Below are 19131 nucleotides of genomic sequence, written 5' to 3'. Positions count from 1 at the left end.
GGGCTCCTAGGTACGGGAAAGGTCAGGCCGCAGCGGCACGGCGGCGTTCCGCGAGGCTCTCGCGCAGGTTGGCCACCGGCACGGCCTTCTGGCCGTCGGCGTCCTGGAACACCTTGAACACCTTCTCCTTCACGGCCGAGGAGTGGATGAAGTCGCCATGCGCCTGGATCAGCAGCTCGCGGTAGCGGCGGAAGGTGGCCACCTCGTCCTCGCCGGGCGCGGCCTCGCTCTTGTGCAGGTACTGGTAGAAGCGCTTGAGGATGTGCAGGCGGTTCACATGCACCACCTTCTCGTCGAAGGGCACTCCGAAGAAGGTGAGAAAGTCCTCGGCGCTCGAGAGCGACTTGAGGCGGTCGGTCAGGCTGTCGGTCATGCGGTTCTCCATTGCGCGGGCTCAGGCGCGGGCCATCGGAACGGGCTCGGCGCCACCGCGCGCGTCGAGCAGAAAGCGGGTGAGCTCGGCGGCCGAGGGCTCGCACTTGGTGCTCATGACATGGTCGCGGATGTGCTGCAGCAGCACCGGCACATGCTCGGGCTCGATGGCCAGGCCCATGCGGGCATAACGCTCGATCACCGCGGCCGAACCCGAGTGCTTGCCCAGCACCAGGCGGTGCGTGCGGCCCAGCTCCTCGGGTGCGAAGTTCTCGTAGTTGCGGCGGTCCTTAAGCAGGCCATCGACGTGGATGCCGCTCTCGTGCGCAAACACCGCATCGCCGACGATGGCCTTGCCGGCGGCGGTGGGCCGGCCCGAGGCGCGGGCCACCAGGGCGCTGATGGCCGGGATCTCGGCGGTGGCCACGCCGCATTCCACGCCGTACACATGGCGCAGCGCCATCACCACCTCTTCCATCGCGGCATTGCCGGCGCGCTCGCCCAGGCCGTTGACGGTGGTGCTGGCATGCGTGGCGCCGGCGGCCAGCGCGGCCAGGGTGTTGGCGGTGGCCAGGCCGAGGTCGTTGTGGGCGTGGATCTCGATGCCGATGTCGACCTCGGCGCGCAGCGCGGCGATGCGGCGCTGGGTTTCAAACGGATCGAGCAGGCCCAGCGTGTCGGCATAGCGCACGCGCACCGCGCCGCAGGCCTGGGCCAGGGTGGCGGCGGCGGCCACAAAGCCGGCGTCGGCGCGCGAGGCGTCCTCGAAGCCCACGCTCACCGCGAGGCCGCGGTCGGCCACGCGGGTGACACAGGCGCGGATGGTGTCGAGCACCCAGGCGCGGTCGCGCTGCAGCTTGTGGGTGATCTGGATGTCGGACACCGGCACCGACAGGTGCACGATGTCGGCGCGGCAGCGCAGCGCGGCCACGATGTCGCGCTCGGCCATGCGCGCCCACACCATGGTGCGGGCCCGGCGCACGCTGCGGCAGATCTCGTTGATCAGCACCACCTCGTGCTCGCCCATGGCCGGGATGCCGATCTCCATCTCGGGCACGCCGGCCGCATCCAGCGCGCGGGCGATGGCCAGCTTCTCGCGGTCGGTGAAGGCCACGCCCGCGGTCTGTTCGCCATCGCGCAACGTGGTGTCGTTGATCGTGATGTTGGATTCGACGGGGCGGGGCAGGGGGGCGATCACACCAGGCTCCAAGGCAGGGTTGGGCTGCAGATCGCAAGCGGTGTGCCAACCCCGGCATCGTCACCAAGTGTTTGATTTATCTATGTTTTTTCAGGTCGCTGGCGGCTGTCGAGGTGCTGTCGGGAATGTCGCTAAGGTCACAGACGACGGCCGGGCCGGCGCGCTGCGCCGGCGGCCGCCGCCGCGCCTTGCGGCCGCTGCGGCGCGCGCGGCCTGGGCCCCTGCCGGTCAGGCCGGCCGGGCCGCCGCCTGCTCGCGCAGCCGGTCTTTCTTGCTCTTGCGCTTGCCCTTGACGCCGCCGGTGGGGTCTTGCGGCGCAGGCACCTCGGTGGGCTCGAAGCCGGGTAGCACCTCGCGCGGCACACGCTGGCCCTGGCGCTTTTCAATCAGGCGGAAATGCGCCTCGGCGCCGGGCGGCACCAAGCTGATGGCCAGGCCGCTGGCGCCGGCGCGGCCGGTGCGGCCGATGCGGTGAACATGGTCGTCGGCCGAGCGCGGCAGGTCGTGGTTGACCACCAGCGCGAGATCGGGGATGTCGAGGCCGCGCGCGGCCACGTCGGTGGCCACCAGCACATGGAACTCGCCGCGGCCCAGGCCGTCCAGCACGCGCCAGCGCGTGCCCTGGCTCAGCTCGCCATGCAGCGCGGCGGCCTTCACGCCGGCGCGCGCCAGCTTGGCCGTGACCATCTCGGTGGCGTGGCGCGTGGCCACGAACACCAGCGTGCGCGGCTGGCCCAGCTCGGCGAGCAGATGGCGCAGCAGCGGCGTGCGCCGCGTGGTGTCCACCACGATGGCGCGCTGCTGGATGGCGGCCGGCGGCTGGCTGCCGGCCGATTCGTCGCGCACCTGCACCGGGTCTTGCAGCAGGCGCTCGGCCACCGCCTGCAGCGCCGTGCCGGCGCCACCGGTGCCCTGGCCGTAGGTGGCCGAGAACAGCAGGTTCTGCCGCTGCGCGGGCAGCAGGCCCAGCACGCGGTCAAGCTCGTCGGCAAAGCCGAGCGCCAGCAGGCGGTCGGCCTCGTCGAGCACCAGGGTCTTCAGGCGGTCCAGGTGCAGGCCGTTGTGGGCCACCACGTCCAGCACGCGGCCGGGTGTGGCCACCACGATGTCGGCGCCGCCACGCAGGGCCATCAGCTGCGGGTTGATCGACACCCCGCCCTGCAGCACCGCCACGCGCAGGCGCGGCGGCGGCGGGCCGTCGCTGCGCCAGGCGCTGGCATGCGGCGGCAGCGCCCGCACCAGCGCGCGCAGCACCTCGCCCACCTGCTGCGCCAGCTCGCGCGTGGGCACCAGCACCAGTGCCGCGGGGTCACGCTGGTGCTGCGGATTCGAACTGCCCCTGAGCGCCTGCTGCAGCAGCGGCAGCGCATAGGCCAGGGTCTTGCCGGAGCCGGTGGGCGCCTGGGCCAGCAGGTCGCGTCCGGCCAGCACCGCCGGAATGGCCTGCGCCTGGATCGGCGTGGGTTCGGTGCGCTCGGTGCGCGCCAGGGCATCGACCAAGGCGGGGAGCAGGCCCAGGGAAGGGAAGGTCATGGGATGGGGCCTGGGCGGTGCCCTGGGAGAGCGGGACGCGGATTTTAGGCCGCCCCCGCCCCGTGGCACGCTGCCCGCGCGCCACGGCCCCTGCGCCGCGACTCAGTGCTCGCGCGCGTGGTTCTTGGTGTAGCGCGGCAGCTCCACCAGCAGGGCCGGGCCCTTGACCCTGACGCAGCACGACAGGCGCGACTGCGCGTCCAGGCCCCAGGCCTTGTCGAGCTGGTCTTCCTCTTCGTCATCGGCGGCGTTGACGAACTCGGCGCCCTCGCGCAGGTGCACATGGCAGGTGGCGCAGGCGCACACCTTCTCGCAGGCGTGCTCGAGGGCAATGCCCTGGGCCAGCAGCTCGTCCACCAGCTTGCGGCCCTGGCGGGCGTCGAAGCTCAGGCCCTCGGGGCACAGCTCGGGGTGCGGCTTCACGGTCACCCGGGTGGTGGGCCTGGCCGTGGCGTCGGGGGCCTTGGCGGTGGCGGCTGGGGCGGTGGCATCGGTGCTCATGAAGGCGTCCTGGGTGGGCAAATCGGCAAGGGCAGGGGCGCTGGCGGTGTCGCTGGCACCCGCTCAGGCCGCCATCTGCTCGAGCGTGCGGCCCGACAGCGCCTGGCGCACGCGCTGGTCCATGCGGGCGGCGGCAAAGGGCGTGGTGGCGCGGTTGAGGGCCTCGGTGGTGTCGCGCAGTTCGTCGCGCAGGGCCTTTTGCTCGGCCAGGGTCTGGCCCTCGTTCTCGGCCGCCTGGGCCAGCGCATCGGCCACGCCCTGCATGGCACGCAGGATCTGGAACTGCTCGGGGCTGGAGAGCAGGCGCTCGCCGTCCTCGTGCAGCGCGGCGTCCACCGCGTCCAGCAGGCGGCGCGCGTCGACCTCGGCCTCGCGCAGCATGCGCGCGGCGGCATCGGCCTCGGCGCTGCCCATCGCGTCCTGCAGCATGCCGGCCACGGCCTCGGTGGCCAGGCCGTAGCTGGGCTTGACCTCGATGTGGGCGTGCACGCCCGACACCTGCTCGACCGCATGCACGCTGAGCAGCCCGTCGGCGTCGATCTGGAAGCTGACGCGGATGCGCGCCGCACCGGCCACCATCGGCGGAATGCCGCGCAGCGTGAAGCGCGCCAGGCTGCGGCACTCGCTGACCAGTTCGCGCTCGCCCTGCACCACGTGCAGCACCATCGCCGTCTGGCCGTCCTTGAAGGTGGTGAAGTCCTGCGCGCGGGCGGTGGGCACGGTGCTGTTGCGCGGCACGATCTTCTCCACCAGGCCGCCCATGGTCTCGAGGCCCAGGCTCAGCGGGTTCACATCCAGCAGCAGCAGGCCGCCGTCTTCAGGGCTGCCGGCGCGGTTGCCGGCCAGCGCGTCGGCCTGGATCGCGGCGCCCAGGGCCACGGCCTGGTCGGGGTCGATGCCGGTGAAGGGCTCGCGGCCGAACAACTCGGCCACCAATGCGCGCACGCAGGGCATGCGCGTGCTGCCGCCCACCAGCACCACGCCGTCCACCTCGGTGGGCTTGAGCCTGGCGTCGCGCAGCGCGCGTTTGGTGGGGCCCAGCGTGCGCTCCAGCAGCGGGCGGGTGAGGGTGTCGAAGTCGGCGCGGCTGAGCGGCCAGGTGGCGGTGCTGCCGTCGCGGCGCTGGCACACCATGGTGCCGCTGTCGTGATCGGTCAGCGCCTCCTTGGCGCGGCGGGCGGCGGCATGCAGGGCGGCCATGTCGTCGGCGGCCCAGCCACCGGTCTGCCCGGCAAACCAGGCGGCCAGCGCATGGTCGAAGTCGTCGCCGCCCAGCACCGCATCGCCGGCCGTGGCCACCACCTCGAACACGCCGCGCTGCAGGCGCAGGATGCTCACGTCAAAGGTGCCGCCGCCCAGGTCGTAGACCACGTACACGCCCTCGGCCGCCGATTCGAGGCCGTAGGCCACGGCCGCCGCGGTGGGCTCGTTGAGCAGGCGCAGCACGGTCAGGCCGGCACGCTGGGCGGCATCTTTCGTGGCCTGGCGCTGGGCATCGTCGAAATAGGCCGGCACGGTGATCACCGCACCCACCAGGTCGCCGCCCAGCGCGCCTTCAGCGCGCTCGCGCAGCAGGCGCAGCACCTCGGCGCCCACGTCCACCGGGCTCTTGCTGCCGGCGCGGGTGCGCACGCCCACCGCGCTGTCGCTCAAGGCCACCAGCGGGTAGGGCACAGTGCCCTGGGCCACATCGGCCAGCGCCCGGCCGATCAGGCGCTTGGCCGAGGCGATGGTGTTGGCCGGGTCGCTGGCGGCAAAGGCGCAGGCCGCATGGCCCACGGTGAGCACGCCGTCTTCGCCGTAGTGCACGACCGAGGGCACCAGCAAGTGCCCGCGCTCGTCACCCAGCACGGTGGGCAGGCCGCTGCGCACCGTGGCCACCAGCGAGTTGGTGGTGCCCAGGTCGATGCCCACCGCCAGGCGGTGCTGGTGCGGGGCCGCGGCGCGGCCGGGTTCGGCGATCTGCAGCAAAGCCATGGCGGCGTCCCTCAGGGTTCAACGCGGATTCAACGTGCATCGTCTGACCGCGCAGGCGCCAGATCGGCTCGCGCAGCAGCGGAATGCGCGGTCAGACCGCGAAGGATTCGCCGCAGCCGCAGGCGGCCGTGGCGTTGGGGTTGTTGAACTTGAAGCCCTCGTTGAGGCCTTCGCGCACCCAGTCGAGCTGGGTGCCGTCGATCAGCGGCAGGCTCTGGCCGTCCACCAGCACCGTGACGCCCTCGGTCTCGAAGCTCAGGTCCTGCGGCGTGGCCTCGTCGGCAAACTCCAGCGCGTAGGCATAGCCTGAGCAGCCGCTGGTCTTGATGGCCACGCGCAGGCCGACACCGCCGCCGCGCTTGTCGAGGGCCTTGCGGATCTGCACGGCGGCCTTGGGGGTGACGCTGATGCTCATGGTCGGGCTCCTCTCGCGGGATGGGGTTGGCGGGCTCAGACGCTGAAGCTGCTGCCGCAGCCGCAGGTGCTGGCGGCGTTGGGGTTGCGGATCACGAAGCGCGCGCCGTCGAGCTTGTCTTCGTAGTCGATCTCGGCGCCCATCAGGTACTGCAGGCTCATGGCGTCCACCACCACGGTGATCGGGCCCTTGCTCACGCGCAGGTCGTCGGCCTTGCGCTCGTCGTCGAAGGCGAAGCCGTACTGGAAGCCCGAGCAGCCACCGCCGGTGACGAAGATGCGCAGCGCCAGGTTGGGGTCGTTCTCCTCGGCCAGCATCTCGGCCACCTTGGCCACCACGGTCTGGCTGATGTTGAGCGGGTCGCTGCCCTCGGGCAGCAGCACCGGCATGGGCGGCGGCGTGCTGGCGCTGGTGCTGCAGGAGGAGGCTTGGCTTTGGCAGGCGGACATGGAATTCTCCGGTGGGGTCGAACGGCGGCGGGCACGTGGGCCAGCGGGGTCAAAAGGGGAGCGGCGCCGCGCGTGCGGCGCGCAGGCCGCGTGGCGCGCCGCGGCGAGGCCAGGGATCAGCTGGTGCTGGCGGTGGCCGGGGCGCAGGCGGTCTTCTCGAGCGCGCCGTCGCTGCCCAGCGCGCGGTTGCGGTAGTCGGCCACCGCGGCCTTGATGGCGTCTTCGGCCAGGATGCTGCAGTGGATCTTGACCGGCGGCAGGGCCAGCTCTTCGGCGATGGCGGTGTTCTTGATCGCCAGCGCCTGGTCGAGCGTCTTGCCCTTGACCCACTCGGTCACCAGCGAGCTGCTGGCGATGGCCGAGCCGCAGCCATAGGTCTTGAAGCGTGCGTCCTCGATGACGCCGGTGCTCGGGTTGACCTTGATCTGCAGCTTCATCACGTCGCCGCAGGCCGGCGCGCCCACCATGCCGGTGGCCACGCCCTCGTCGGCGGCGTCAAAGCCGCCCACGTTGCGCGGGTTCTCGTAGTGCTCGATGACTTTCTCGCTGTAGGCCATGAGGTAACTCCTGTTGTTGACTTTGCGGTCTGGCTGTCAGCCAGTGAACGCCACGGATCCGGCTTGGCCGGGCCGTCGGCCTTGCCCCCTCGAGGGGGCGGCCGACGGCCGTAGGGGTTGGTCTAGTGCTCGGCCCACTGCACGCTGGCCAGGTCGACGCCGGCCACGTGCATGTCCCACAGCGGGCTCATGGCGCGCAGGCGCTCCACGGTGCTGCGGGTGTGGACGATGGCCGCATCCACGTCGGCCTCGGTGGTGAAGCGGCCGATCGAGAAGCGGATCGAGCTGTGCGCCACCTCGTCGCTCAGGCCGAGGGCGCGCAGCACGTAGCTGGGCTCCAGGCTGGCCGAGGTGCAGGCCGAGCCGCTGGACACGGCGATGGCCTTCATGCCCATCAGCAGCGACTCGCCTTCCACGAACTGGAAGCTGATGTTCAGGTTGTGCGGCACGCGGGCCGTGATGTCGCCATTGATGCGCACCTCGGGAATGCCTTGCAGGCCGCTCAGCAGCCGGTCGCGCAGTGCGCGGATGCGCAGGTTCTCGCTGGCCATGTGCTCCTTGGCCAGGCGGTAGGCCTCGCCCATGCCGGCGATCTGGTGCGTGGCCAGGGTGCCCGAGCGCATGCCGCGCTCGTGGCCGCCGCCGTGCATCTGCGCCTCGATGCGCACCCGCGGCTTGCGCCGCACGTACAGTGCGCCGATGCCCTTGGGGCCGTAGGTCTTGTGCGCCGACAGGCTCAGCAGGTCGACCGGCTGGCTGCTCAGGTCGATGGCCAGCTTGCCGGTGGCCTGGGCGCCATCCACATGCAACAGGATGCCCTTGCTGCGGCACAAGGCGCCGATGGCCGGGATGTCCTGGATCACGCCGATCTCGTTGTTGACCCACATCACCGAGACCAGGATGGTGTCGGGCCGGATGGCCGCCTTCAGCACCTCGAGGTCGAGCAGGCCGTCCGCGCCCACGTCCAGGTAGCTCACCTCGAAGCCCTGGCGCTCGAGCTCGCGCAGGGTGTCGAGCACGGCCTTGTGCTCGGTCTTCAGCGTGATCAGGTGGCGGCCCCGGGTCTGGTGGAACTGCGCCGCACCCTTGATTGCCAGGTTGTTGCTCTCGGTGGCGCCCGAGGTCCAGACCACCTCGCGCGGGTCGGCGCCGATCAGTGCGGCCACATGCTCGCGGGCAATCTCCACCGCCTCCTCGGCGGCCCAGCCATAGGCATGGCTGCGCGAGGCCGGGTTGCCGAAGTTGTCGTACAGGTACGGCACCATCACCTGCACCACGCGCGGGTCGACCGGCGTGGTGGCCGCGTAGTCCAGATAGATCGGCCTGGTGATGGGGGTGTCGGTCATCGATCGTGCTCCGGCGGCAGGGTGGCGGGAAGGGGACTCGAGAGCCCTTTCGCATGGACCGTGCCAGTCGGCCTGCCGCCCCTGCCGGGCCGCTGAAGTGCTGATGGATCAATGACTTGGCGCCAATCCGCAGGCCAGCAAGGGCGGCCGGCCGGCCTGTCGGAGGCTGTCGGTTTTGTCGCCAATCCGACGCTCGGACGGGGTGTGGGGGCCCACGAATCGGCGTGCTGGCCGGTATCCACGCCGACGGAACGCCCGGTGGGATGGCGGCTGCGACAGCGGGCGACTCGGCGGCTGACACCGCCGGCGCGAGGCACGGCCGCGGCGCCGGCACAGCCCATGCTTGCCGGGGCCTGCCCCGCGCCGCCCTGCGCCACACCCCCCACTGGAGCCCCGCATGAACCTGACCACCGGCGAAGCCTCGGACGCCTTCTTCGGCGGCGAGGTGCCCGAGGCGGTGCGGGCGCTGCTGCACCAGGCGGCGCTGGCGCGCGCCGACGAGCGCGGTGCGCTGCTGTGGACGGCGCAGGCCATCGCGCCCGCCACGCTGGCGGTTTATTACGCGCTGTACAAGTACCACGCCGGCCGGCGTGAGTTGGCGCAGGCCGAGCAGGCCGCGCAGCGTGGCCTGAGCGAGGCCGCCGTGCAGGCCGGCCTGGCGCCCGACTGGGCCGCCGTGGCGCCGGGCTGCGGCGCCGACTTCCAGGGCGACGGGCCGGCGCGCTTCTGGCTCTTCACGCTCAAGGCGCTGGCCTTCATCCGCCTGCGCAGCGGCCGGCCCGACGAGGCCCGTGCGCTGCTGGCCCACATCGAGCTGCTGCAGCCCGGCTCGCGCCTTGGCCACGACGTGATCGGCGCAATGGTCCAGGCCACGGCCGGGCTGGCTGCCGCACCACCGGTCGGCGGCTCCGGCATGGCCGGTGCCGCAGAGGCCCCCGGCACGCCCGGAGCGCGCCGCGCATGAAGGCTCAGGCCCTGGGCTCGAACAGCGCCGGATCGGCCTGCTGGTACACCCGCAGCCAGGCCAGCGTGGCCGGCACCAGCGCCTGCGTGGCGGCCCAGGCGGCCTGGGTAGCCTGGGTGGGCGGGGCGCCAGCGTCGGCCGGCGTGGCCGGGCCGGAGGGCTTGCCAAGGGCTGCGTTGCCCGCCGCGCCCGGCGGGGCCAGTGCCGGCACCAGGCCGCGCCAGCCGGGCCAGTCGATCTCGGGCAGGCCCTGCTGCACGGCCGCGGGCAGGGCGGTCAGCGTGTCGGCCATGCGGCACAGCAGGCGCCGCACCTCGTGGCGGGTGAGGCGTGAGCGGCTGAACTCGGCCTCGTCCAGGCCGTCCACCAGCAGCAGCACGTCCTCGCCGGTTTGCCGGGCCTGGGCCAGCAGGGCAGGGTGGGTCGTCATGCCGCGGCGTGATGCAGGTTCCGGGCCTGGCCGGCCGCGAGGGTGCCGGGCAGGCGTCGCGCGACATGAGTCATCCGACATGAATTGCCCGACATGAGTGACCCGACATGAGTGACCCGACATGAGTTGCCGAACATGAGGCGCCAGCTCAGCGGCCCGGGCTTCACGCTGCGGCCACCCCAGGCGGCCGATGCCGAGCCGGTGTTTGCGCGCTGGGCGGCCGATGGCCAGGTGCTGCGCTGGCTGGGCTGGCGGCCGCATGGCCAGGCCGACCAGACCCGCCAGCAGCTGGCCTGGGACGAGGCGCGCTGGCTCAAGAAGAGCGCCTTCACCTGGATGCTGCTGCCCGCGGCCGAGCGCCACCCGGTGGGCCTGGTGCAGCTGCTGCCGCAGCAGCTCGATGGCCGCCCGCACCACCTGCGCCTGGGCTTCGTGCTGGCGCGGGCCTGGCAGGGCCGCGGCCTGATGCGCGCGGCGGTGGCCTGCGTGGGCGAGATGGCCTTTGCCGAGACGCCCGAGCTGTGGCGCATCGACGCGCTGTGCGACGTGGACAACCAGGCCTCGGCGCGCCTGCTGGCGGCCGCGGGCTATGCCCGCGAGGGCCGGCTGGCGCGCATGCTGATGCACCCCAATGTGAGCGACACACCGCGCGACGTGTGGCTGTATGCACGCTGGCGCGGCAGCGCTGGCGAGCCACCCGGGCAGCCTGGCGCGCAAGGCGCCCCGGCGTGCGCCGCCGGGCGCAGCGCCCAGTGCGAGCCTCAGTGCAACGCCCAGTGCAACCCTGAGTGCAACCCTCAGTGCACCAGGGCGCCCGACCGGCTGCTGTCGCTGGACGGCACGGTCTGAACCCGCCAGCGCCGGTGCAGCTGGGTGAAGGCCGCCACCGGCACCGCCGGCGAGACGAGAAAGCCCTGCACCTCCTGGCAGCCGGCGGCGGCCACGGCGGCCAGCTCGGCCTCGCTCTCCACGCCTTCGCACACCGTGCGCATGCCCAGCGTGGTGGCCAGGTGCACGATGGTCTGCACGATGGCGCGGGCGTTCTTGCGCAGCAGCACCTCGTTGACGAAGCTGCGGTCGATCTTCAGCGTGTCGAACGGAAAGCGCCGCAGATAGGCCAGTGACGAGTAGCCGGTGCCGAAGTCGTCGAGCGCTACGCGCACGCCCAGGTTGCGCAGCGCATGCAGCTGGGCCAGTGCGGTGTCGGCATCGTCGATGAACACCGACTCGGTGATCTCCAGCTCCAGCAGGCCGGCGGCCAGGCCGGTGCTGCGCAGGGTGTCGCGCACCAGCGTCACAAACTGCCCATCGCGCAGCTGCAAGGGTGACACGTTCACGGCGATCGGCAGGCCCGGCAACTGGCGCACCGCGGTCTGGCAGGCCTCGTGCAGCGCCCAGCGGCCCAGGTCCTCGATCAGGCCGCACTGCTCGGCCACGGTGATGAACTCGGCCGGGCTCACCCGGCCCAGGCCAGGGTGCTGCCAGCGCATCAGCGCCTCGGCGCCGCAGATGCGCCAGTCGGCGATGTCGACCTTGGGCTGCCAGTGCAGCTCGAGGCCGCCGTGCTCGAGCGCGTGGCGCAGGCCGTGCTCGATGTCGACCCGGCGCGCGTTGCGCTGGCCCATCGATGGCTCGTACAGCGCATGGCGGCCGCGGCCGCCGCCCTTGGCCGCATACAGCGCGGTGTCGGCCTGGGCCAGCAGTTCGTCGACCGCCAGGCCGCCATCGCGGCTGAGCGCCACGCCGATGCTGGCGCCCACGCGCAGCTGGCGGGTCTGCACCGGCACCGGCCGCTGCACCGCGGCGATCAGGCGGCGCGCCAGCAGCTGCGCCTCGGCCGCGCCGTCGGCGCTGGCCGGCACCAGCACGGCAAACTCGTCGCCACCCAGGCGGGCCACCAGGTCGGCCGGGCGCACGCAGTCGCGCAGGCGCCGGGCCACGGCCTGCAGCACCTCGTCGCCGGCGCTGTGGCCCAGGGTGTCGTTGATCGACTTGAAGCGGTCCAGGTCGATCATCAGCAGGGCCACCGGGCGCTGGCTGCGCACCGCCTCGGCCAGCGTGTCGCGCAGCATGAAGCGGTTGGCCAGTCCGGTGAGCGAATCGGTGTGCGCCAGCGTGCGCAGCCGGCGCTCGGCCGCCGCCTTTTCGCTCACGTCGGCCAGCACGCCGCGCCAGCCCACGGTGTGGCCGCTGTCGCTGAGCAGGCGCTTGCCGTTGATGGCCAGAAAGCGCACCGGATCGCCCGCCTGTCCGCCGTCACCCAGCGGCAGCAGCAGGTCCTGGAACGGCCGGCCGGCGTCGCGCGCAGCGCGCAGCGCGGGCGCGCCGGCCGGGCTCAGGCGCTCCAGCAAGGCCATCAGCGGCTCGGCGCGGATGGCCTGCTCGTCCAGCCCCAGCAGCACGGGCAGCCGCGGCGACAGGTGCTGCAGATGGCCATCGGCGCCCACCTGCCACAGCGCCTCGCCGGCGTTCTGCTCGAAGTCCTTCAGCAACACGGCCAGCGTGCGCTCCTGCCGGGCCGCGCGGGCCCGCGAGCGGCTCAGCGCATTGGCCTGGCGCCAGGCGGCCAGCGCGCCGGCGGCCACGATCGGCGCATACACCAACAGCAGTCCGGCCACGCCCCAGGCCACGGCATCCTGGCTTTGCACCAGTGCGCCGAGCGCGCCTGCGGTGAGCACCAGCACCCAGACCACGCTGGCCAGCGGCAGCGCATGCAGCACAAAGCTGCCGGCCGAGAGCATGCCGGTGAAGACCGTGGCCACCACCAGTTGCTGGCCCGGCGTGCCGGGCGCAAACCACAGCAGCGGCAGCAGGGCCCAGATGCCGGCCAGCAGCGCGGCATGTGCGGTGGCGTGCCGCACCGCGCGGCAGGAGGCGGTGGCGCGGGCCTGCCCGCGCAGCTGCCACCAGCGCTGCAGCCCCAGCGCCGCGATCAGCAGCAGGCTGGCCAGCCACAGCCACTGGCCCGGTGCCACGCCCGGCGAAAAGGCCCACAGCACCAGCGCCGCATTGGCCACGTTGGCAGCCATGGTGTAGGGCGTGAGCCGCAGCACCGAGGCCATGTGCTGGCCACGCAGCCTGGCCCACTCGGGCGCGGGCGACGAATACATGCCCACCAGCTCATCGCGCAGGGCGTTCAACGAGGGCAGAACCGGCATTGGCAGCGTGGCGATGGATGGGCGGACGACACCAGCTTATCGGTCGCGCCGCGATGGGCCTTAGCCCGCCGGGCGGATGCGCGGCGGCCAGCGGCGGCAATAAATCACGGCCTGAGCGGCCATCTCACTCGGGCCCGAAGCACAGCGCGTGGTCGCTGCACAGCGCGCAGCTGGGGGCCTTGCAGACCTGGATCTCGGCGCGCTCGCACAGCTGCTTGTAGAGGAACTTCTTCCACTTCATGTCGCGGTCGTTGCGCGCGGCCAGGCTGGGAAACCAGTGCTGCATCAGCGCCGAGAGCTCGCCGCGCGAGGGCAGCTGCAGGTCTTGCCACAGGTGGTCGTCGCCCAGGCAGGCCAGCGCCACCACCTCGGCCATGGCGGCGATGGCGGCCGCCGTGCCGGCGGCGGCATCGGTGTGGTCGAGCAGCAGTGCGCGCACCTCGTCCACCTCGTCGTCGCGGCTGGCGCGGCGGGCCAGCGCCAGCGCCACGGGCCGCGCGGCGGCGCCCGGCGGTGTGGCCTGCATGGGCGCGGGCCGCAGCCTGCTGTTCATGGCCGGGGCCGGCAGATCACACCGCCGCGGCGGCGTGGGTGTAGCACTTCTTGGGGCAGATCTTGGCGCAGGCAGTGCAGCCGATGCACATCTCCTGGTGGGCGATGGTCATCACCTTCTTCTCGTACTCGGCGTCGTCGTCCTCGTCGTCGCCCACCGCGACGCGGTGGCCCTCGTCATCGAGGCCCACCAGCTCGAGCACGCCACGCGGGCACACCCGGAAGCAGCGGCCGCAGCCGATGCAGGTGTCCTCGTTGATCTTCTGCACGAAGGTGGGCGTCCAGGTTTCGCCCGAAGGCAGGGTGACGCTGAACTGGCTCATGACATCGGCTCCATGGCGCTTTGGGTGAGGGGGTCAGCTCACGGCGGCGAGCTGGGCACGCGCGGCGATCAGCGCCGCATGCGCCTCGTGCGCCACCTTGGCCACCTCGGGGATGCGCTCCCAGTGGGTGGGCAGTTCCTCGCTCAGGTCGTGCAGGTCCATCTTGGCCTGCGTGGCCTTGGCGTTGAGTTTCTTGATCGCGGCCTTGAGGGCCTCGACATCGACGGCGTCGCTCATGCTGTGTGCTCCGGTCAGGCCCCGTAGGTGGCCACGTCCTTGTAGGTCTCGACCATGCCGACGCCCTCCTTGACCAGCTTGTTGCCGGCCTCGGCCAGCTTGGCCAGGCTGGCATAGCCGAAGCGGTGCACATCGCGCAGGTGGCGGTTGACGACGATCAGCCGGCCGGTGGTGAGCACGGTGCGGCCAAAGCCCTCGTGGCTCATCTTGGTCATCGGGCTGACCATGCACTGGGTGGCCTTCTCGATGCACAGGCCCACCGCGTTGTGGAACAGATCCAGCCGCCACAGCGTGTCGGGATCGGGGTCGCCCATCAGCGGCATGGCGCGGCGCTGCTCGGCGGTGATGATGTAGGGCTCGAGCAGCTTGGCGTCGCTCTTGCCCTCCCAGGTGCCGTGGGTGTCTTGCGCGCGGATCTGCTTGATGAGTTCACGGATGAACTCGTCGCGCATCAGCTCGTCGTCGGTGGGCGCGGGCTTCTCGGCCACAGGGGTGTCGGTCATGGCTTGATTTCCTCATCGTCTTCAAAGTCGTGGGCGCGTTCCTGGCCCTTGGCCAGGGCCTTGCGCAACCAGGGCGGGGGCGTGCCTTGCAGCACCAGCTGCAGCTTGTCCAGGATGTCCATGATCGGCTCGGGCGAGGTCACCTTCACCGGGTGGATCTTGTGCGCCACCACGCGTGCCGCGGCGCTGCCGCCGATGGCCGCCACGTAGACGATGGCGCAGTCGCCAATGGCCTCGAGCTTGGGCGCGAGCTTGTCCTCGTTGCCGTCTTCGGCCAGGTCTTCACCAAAGCCGTAGTCCTGCACGAACTTGTAGCCGGTGGGCTCGATCTCGTAGACGGCCAGGTGCTTGGCCCAGCCGAAGTGCGCGTCGACGCGCTGCTGGTCCTGCGTGGCGAAGGCGACTTTCATGGCTTCTCCTGGGGGGATGGACGGGGGCGGGGTGCCACGCGCTCAGGCGCTGGCCGCGGCCAGCTCGGCGGGCGGGCGCGCGGCCTCGATGGCCGCGGGCGGCAGCGGCCAGTCGTCGGGGCCGTGGTGCGGAATCTGCGTGATGAACTGGTTGCCCAGCTCGTAGACGAAGTTGCGGCTGCCGCGGTAGCCCACATGACAGGTGTGGGCGTTGCCGATGCGGTCGAAGATCGGAATGCCCAGGCGAAACAGCGGCTTGTTCAGGCGCTCGGCGGCCTGGCGGCCATGGGCGTGGGTGATCAGCAGGTCCACATTGGCGGCCTGCGCCAGGCGCTCGAAATCCTCGAGGTCGCCGATGACCACCTCGCTGCAGGGCATGCTGTGCAGCACCGGGCTGGGCGTGGTGGTGATGGCCACGCTCAACTCGGCACCCAGCTCGGTGAGAAAGTGCCCGGCCGCGCACAGCAGGTCGGGCTCGGCGCCCAGCGCCACCTTCTTGTGGCCGAAGTGGAAGTGGCCGTCCAGCATCGCATCCACCAGCTGGCTGCGCTGGCGCTGCAGGCGCGCCGGCACCGGCTTGCCCGACAGCTCGGCCAGCTTCATCACGAAGGCGTCGGTGGCGCTCAGGCCGGTGAGCCGCGTGAACAGGGTGTAGTCCACGCCGCACTGGCTTTTGAGCTGCTCGGCGGCCGGGCGCATTTGCTCGCCGATGGCGATGCAGTGCTGCGCCGAGCCCAGCGTGCGCAGCGCCTGCAGCGGCGTGCCGCCCAGCGTGGTGCCCAGCCAGTCGTCGGGGATGTGGCCGTCGAGCGAGCCCGACACATCGGGCGCAAACACCGGCTCGAGGCCGAAACGCTCGACGATGTCGCGCAGCTCTTCCACGTCGCCGGGGTTCAGGTGGCCGCCGGGCAGGATGGCGATGCGGCCCGCCACCGTGGCCTGCCCGGGCAGCGCCAGCTGGCGGATCAGGCCCTTCACCGCGGCGGCCCAGCCGTCCTGGAACGCACCCACGTAGTCGGGCGTGCTGATGTAGACGAGCGCCGTGTCGGCCACCTCGGGGTGGCGCTTTTGCACCAGCTTCAGGTAGCCCTCGACATCGTCGCCCTTGGTCTCGGTGAGGCCGGTGGAGCAGATGGCGATGATGGCCGGCCTGGCGCGCTGGCGGATGTTGAGCACCGCCTTCTCGATGTTGTCGAAGCCGCCCATGATGGTGGTGGCCTCGTTCATCGCCGTGGTCTGCAGCGGGATGGCCTCCTTGAAGTGCCGCACCAGCAGCACCAGGCCAAACGAGGTGCAGCCCTGGCTGCCGTGCATCACCGGCATGCAGCCTTCCAGGCCCATGAAGGCGTAGCTGGCGCCCAGCGGCTGGCTCATCTTCAGCGGGTTCACCGCGCAGGACTTCTTGCTTTCGCTGACCAGGGCCATGGGGCTGCTCCGAGAGACCGGCTCTCAAGGACCTGTGGCTGGGCCACTGTCCTTGATCCCCGTGGGGGACGGCCGGCAGGGGCCGGCCTTGGGGCGCTCGCAGCAGCCAATGCAGTTTCAATGCCAGAAAAAATCGCAGGCAAATCAATCACTTGCGGTGTGGGTTGCGCGGCCGTGGCGCGTCGATTTGCGACAAACGCGACGTTGCCGCGCGGCGTTGCCGGCCGGCAGTGGCCGCCGGCCCTGTGCCCAGGCGCTACCCTTGCCACCCATGCAACCCCGAACCCGGCGCGTGCTGCAGGCCGTGCTCTACGAGTTTTTTGCCATCGTGGCGGTCGGCCCGGTATTGGCCTGGCTGTTTGCGCAGCCGCTGGGCTCGACGCTGGGGCTGGCGGTGCTGATGTCCACCGTGGCGCTGGCCTGGAACTACCTGTTCAACGGCTGGTTCGAGCGCTGGGAATCGCGCCAGCCGGTCAAGGGCCGCAACTGGCGCCGCCGCCTGGCCCACGGCCTGGGCTTCGAGGGCGGGCTGGTGGTGATGCTGGTGCCGGTGATGGCCTGGTGGCTGAACACCACGCTGCTGCAGGCGCTGCTGGCCGACCTGGGCGTGCTGGTGTTCTTCTTCGGCTACGCGGTGGTGTTCACCTGGGCCTTTGACCGGGTGTTCGGCCTGCCGGCCTCGGCGGCGCCGGTGGCCGCCGGGGCGGATGGGGCCACCGCGCCTGCGCTGGCCACCGCGGCCAAACCGGCTGACCGGGCCGAAGGGCGCTGAACCGCGCCGGGCGACGCCGCCTGGCGCCGCTCAGGGCCGGGTCTGGGCGTCGTGCGCCTGGCGGCGGATGGCGCGGCTGTTCTGGTCTTGCTGGCGCTCCAGGCGCACGGCTTCGCGCCGCGTGACCTGGCCATCGGCCTCGGTGCGCTGCTCCATGCGGGCGGTGGCGGCCTGCTGGTGCTGCAGGCGGCGCTGCTCGCGCGCGGTGAGGGCACCGCTGTCGGCGGCCGAGGCGATGCGGGCGCTCTGGTGCGCCTGGCGCCGGTCCACCCGCTGCTGCTGGGCTGCGCTGGCCGCGTCGGGCAGGGCGGCGGCCGTGGCGGCCTGGGCGGGCGCCGGCTGGGTCAGCAGCAGCGTGGCCAGGGTGGCGGCCAGCAGGGGCAGGCCCAGGCGGGCAAGGGTCAGGGTCTTCATCGGGCAACTCCAGTGGGGCCGGCAAACCGGTGGGTGGGGGCAGGGCGGCGCCGGGGTGGCGGGCCTGGTGCTTGAACCGGGGCCGCCGGCCGGTCTTACGCGCCAGGCTGCCTTGCCTGAGCAAATTGCTCGGGCAAATCGCCGGGGCCGTAAGACAAAGGCACGGTGCGGGTTCAAGCACCATCGCCACCCTGGCCCCAACGCCGCCGCACCATGCACGCTGCCGCCCTTGCCGCCCACCGGTTCGGTTATGCCGAGACCAGCCTGCGCGCGCTGCAGGCCGATCCCCAGGCCTGGGTGCTGGCCCAGTTCAGCGCCGACAGCGCCGCCGCCAACGCCTTCGATACCCGCGGCCTGGCCGATGCCGCCGCCGCGCTGCGCATCAGCCGCGAGGTGCTGCGCACGGCGCTGCAGCCGCAGCCGGCCGGCAGCGCCGCCGCCAGCGGCCAGGGCAGCGCTGCCAGCGCCGACCCGGCCCGCCGCGAGGCCCGCCAGGCGCTGCGCCAGCTCAACCTCGACGGCCTGCAGCGCCGCTGGCAGCACACCGTGCGCACCGAGGCGCCGGTGGCCGAGCGCTGGGCGCAGTTCTGGTCCAACCACTTCTGCGTGGCGGCCACCAAGGGCAGCACGCTGGGCCTGGTGTGGCCGCACGAGCACGAGGCCATCCGGCCGCAGGCCCAGGGCCGTTTTGTCGATCTGCTGAAGGCCTCGACCCTGCACCCGGCCATGCTGCTGTACCTCGACAACGCCCAGTCGATGGGCCCCGATTCACGCGCCGGCCAGCGCCGCCAGCGCGGCCTGAACGAAAACCTCGCACGCGAGCTGCTCGAGCTGCACACCCTGGGCGTGGGCGCCGGCTACACCCAGGCCGATGTCACCGAAACCGCGCGCCTGCTCACCGGCTGGACGGTGCGCTACGGCAGCGATGGCCAGGCCGTGTTCCAGGCCACGCTGCACCAGCCCGGCCCCAAGACCGTGCTGGGCAGGCGTTATGACGAAGGCCCGCAGGCGCTTGACGCGCTGCTGCTCGAGCTCAGCCGCCACCCGGCCACGGCGCAGCACCTGGCCACCAAGCTGGCACGCCATTTCGTCACCGATGCGCCGCCGCCGGCCCTGGTGGCGGCGGTGGCCGCGGCCTTTCGCGCCAGCGATGGCGACCTGCGTGCCACCGCGCTGGCGCTGTTCACGCACCCGCAGACCTGGCGGCCCGACCATCCGCCCAAGTTCAAGCGCCCCGACGAGCTGCTGCTCTCGGCCCACCGCATGCTCAAGCTGCCCTTTGGCGACGCCCAGCTGCAGGCCGGCGTGCAGGCAGTGCAGGCCATGGGCCAGAGCCTGGGCCGCGCACCCTCGCCGCAGGGCTGGCCCGACCGCAGCGAAGACTGGCTGTCGCCCGACGCGCTGTTCAAGCGCGTGCAATGGGCCGAGCGCTTTGCCGCCAGCCATGCCAACCAGGCCGACGCCCGCCGCCTGGCGCCGCTGAGCCTGGGCGACGACCTGAGCGCCGCCACCCAGCAGCAGATCGATCGCGCCGAAAGCGGCGCCCAGGCCCTGGCCCTGTGGCTGGCCAGCCCTGAATTCCAACGGAGGTGATT

General features: G+C 72.0%; 22 protein-coding genes. 4 read left to right on the top strand and 18 right to left on the bottom strand.

Features of this window, described 5'->3' with window-relative positions:
• Positions 1-22: 22 nt before the first annotated feature.
• From nifW to N4G63_RS26745, 9 genes are all read right to left on the bottom strand, one after another.
• Positions 23-373, bottom strand: a complete 351-nt coding sequence (nifW, locus tag N4G63_RS26785) for a nitrogenase-stabilizing/protective protein NifW (RefSeq protein WP_314600771.1) — start codon at positions 371-373, stop codon at positions 23-25.
• 21 nt (positions 374-394) lie between these two features.
• Positions 395-1570: a homocitrate synthase gene (nifV, locus tag N4G63_RS26780; RefSeq protein ID WP_314600770.1), complete on the bottom strand. Its 1176-nt coding sequence runs from the start codon at positions 1568-1570 to the stop codon at positions 395-397.
• 228 nt (positions 1571-1798) lie between these two features.
• Positions 1799-3103: a DEAD/DEAH box helicase gene (locus N4G63_RS26775; protein ID WP_314600769.1), complete on the bottom strand. Its 1305-nt coding sequence runs from the start codon at positions 3101-3103 to the stop codon at positions 1799-1801.
• A gap of 102 nt (positions 3104-3205) precedes the next feature.
• Positions 3206-3604 (bottom strand): ISC system 2Fe-2S type ferredoxin, encoded by a 399-nt coding sequence (fdx, locus tag N4G63_RS26770; RefSeq protein WP_314600768.1) that lies wholly within the window; start codon positions 3602-3604, stop codon positions 3206-3208.
• A 63-nt stretch (positions 3605-3667) separates the two neighbouring features.
• The gene (gene hscA, locus N4G63_RS26765; protein WP_314600767.1) at positions 3668-5581 is read right to left on the bottom strand and encodes a Fe-S protein assembly chaperone HscA; all 1914 of its coding nucleotides are present in this window, start codon (positions 5579-5581) and stop codon (positions 3668-3670) included.
• A 91-nt stretch (positions 5582-5672) separates the two neighbouring features.
• Positions 5673-5996: a HesB/IscA family protein gene (locus tag N4G63_RS26760; RefSeq protein WP_314600766.1), complete on the bottom strand. Its 324-nt coding sequence runs from the start codon at positions 5994-5996 to the stop codon at positions 5673-5675.
• Between the two features lie 35 nt (positions 5997-6031).
• A complete protein-coding gene (gene erpA / locus N4G63_RS26755) occupies positions 6032-6445 on the bottom strand; it encodes an iron-sulfur cluster insertion protein ErpA (protein WP_443112118.1) in 414 nt (137 codons plus the stop codon).
• Positions 6446-6561: 116 nt separating this feature from the next.
• On the bottom strand, positions 6562-7002 hold the full coding sequence (gene iscU, locus N4G63_RS26750) for a Fe-S cluster assembly scaffold IscU (protein ID WP_314600765.1): 441 nt from the start codon (positions 7000-7002) through the stop codon (positions 6562-6564).
• Positions 7003-7124: 122 nt separating this feature from the next.
• Complete coding sequence (locus N4G63_RS26745) at positions 7125-8348, bottom strand: IscS subfamily cysteine desulfurase (protein ID WP_314600764.1); 1224 nt, start codon at positions 8346-8348, stop codon at positions 7125-7127.
• A gap of 397 nt (positions 8349-8745) precedes the next feature.
• Here N4G63_RS26745 and N4G63_RS26740 point away from each other — a divergent pair, with 397 nt between their 5' ends.
• Entirely contained in the window at positions 8746-9312 is a 567-nt protein-coding gene (locus N4G63_RS26740; RefSeq protein ID WP_314600763.1) for a hypothetical protein, read from the top strand.
• 4 nt (positions 9313-9316) lie between these two features.
• Here N4G63_RS26740 and N4G63_RS26735 read toward each other — a convergent pair whose 3' ends face one another.
• Positions 9317-9742, bottom strand: a complete 426-nt coding sequence (locus N4G63_RS26735; RefSeq protein WP_314600762.1) for a hypothetical protein — start codon at positions 9740-9742, stop codon at positions 9317-9319.
• Positions 9743-9877: 135 nt separating this feature from the next.
• Between N4G63_RS26735 and N4G63_RS26730 the strand changes: the two genes are divergently transcribed.
• Positions 9878-10591, top strand: a complete 714-nt coding sequence (locus N4G63_RS26730; protein ID WP_314600761.1) for a GNAT family N-acetyltransferase — start codon at positions 9878-9880, stop codon at positions 10589-10591.
• On the opposite strand, the gene N4G63_RS26725 is transcribed toward N4G63_RS26730, so the two are convergent.
• The 7 genes from N4G63_RS26725 to nifN all read right to left on the bottom strand — a co-directional run bounded on the left by N4G63_RS26725 (position 10540) and on the right by nifN (position 16350).
• Positions 10540-12900, bottom strand: coding sequence for a putative bifunctional diguanylate cyclase/phosphodiesterase (locus N4G63_RS26725; protein WP_314600760.1), 2361 nt, complete (start codon positions 12898-12900; stop codon positions 10540-10542). The genes N4G63_RS26730 and N4G63_RS26725 overlap by 52 nt on opposite strands.
• Before the next feature lie 124 nt (positions 12901-13024).
• A complete protein-coding gene (locus tag N4G63_RS26720; RefSeq protein WP_443112117.1) occupies positions 13025-13453 on the bottom strand; it encodes a nitrogen fixation protein NifQ in 429 nt (142 codons plus the stop codon).
• 16 nt (positions 13454-13469) lie between these two features.
• Complete coding sequence (fdxB, locus tag N4G63_RS26715; protein WP_314600759.1) at positions 13470-13775, bottom strand: ferredoxin III, nif-specific; 306 nt, start codon at positions 13773-13775, stop codon at positions 13470-13472.
• A gap of 33 nt (positions 13776-13808) precedes the next feature.
• Complete coding sequence (locus N4G63_RS26710) at positions 13809-14012, bottom strand: CCE_0567 family metalloprotein (RefSeq protein WP_314600758.1); 204 nt, start codon at positions 14010-14012, stop codon at positions 13809-13811.
• A gap of 14 nt (positions 14013-14026) precedes the next feature.
• Entirely contained in the window at positions 14027-14515 is a 489-nt protein-coding gene (locus N4G63_RS26705; RefSeq protein ID WP_314600757.1) for a NifX-associated nitrogen fixation protein, read from the bottom strand.
• Positions 14512-14925, bottom strand: a complete 414-nt coding sequence (nifX, locus tag N4G63_RS26700) for a nitrogen fixation protein NifX (protein WP_314600756.1) — start codon at positions 14923-14925, stop codon at positions 14512-14514. The genes N4G63_RS26705 and nifX overlap by 4 nt, the downstream gene beginning before the upstream one ends.
• A 42-nt stretch (positions 14926-14967) precedes the next feature.
• Positions 14968-16350: a nitrogenase iron-molybdenum cofactor biosynthesis protein NifN gene (gene nifN, locus N4G63_RS26695; RefSeq protein WP_314600755.1), complete on the bottom strand. Its 1383-nt coding sequence runs from the start codon at positions 16348-16350 to the stop codon at positions 14968-14970.
• Between the two features lie 271 nt (positions 16351-16621).
• On the opposite strand from nifN, the gene N4G63_RS26690 reads away from it, so the two are divergent.
• Positions 16622-17122: a PACE efflux transporter gene (locus tag N4G63_RS26690; protein WP_314600754.1), complete on the top strand. Its 501-nt coding sequence runs from the start codon at positions 16622-16624 to the stop codon at positions 17120-17122.
• A gap of 30 nt (positions 17123-17152) precedes the next feature.
• On the opposite strand, the gene N4G63_RS26685 is transcribed toward N4G63_RS26690, so the two are convergent.
• The gene (locus N4G63_RS26685; RefSeq protein ID WP_314600753.1) at positions 17153-17536 is read right to left on the bottom strand and encodes a hypothetical protein; all 384 of its coding nucleotides are present in this window, start codon (positions 17534-17536) and stop codon (positions 17153-17155) included.
• Between the two features lie 213 nt (positions 17537-17749).
• Between N4G63_RS26685 and N4G63_RS26680 the strand changes: the two genes are divergently transcribed.
• Positions 17750-19129 carry a DUF1800 domain-containing protein gene (locus N4G63_RS26680; protein ID WP_314600752.1) on the top strand — a complete coding sequence of 460 codons (1380 nt, stop codon included), beginning with the start codon at positions 17750-17752 and terminating at the stop codon, positions 19127-19129.
• Positions 19130-19131: the final 2 nt, after the last annotated feature.

The sequence above is a fragment of the Aquabacterium sp. OR-4 genome (assembly GCF_025290835.2).
In the GTDB taxonomy this organism is placed as follows: Bacteria; Pseudomonadota; Gammaproteobacteria; order Burkholderiales; family Burkholderiaceae_C; genus Pseudaquabacterium.
Note: the sequence above shows the minus strand (reverse complement) of the source record. Positions and strands in the feature narration are given on the sequence as shown.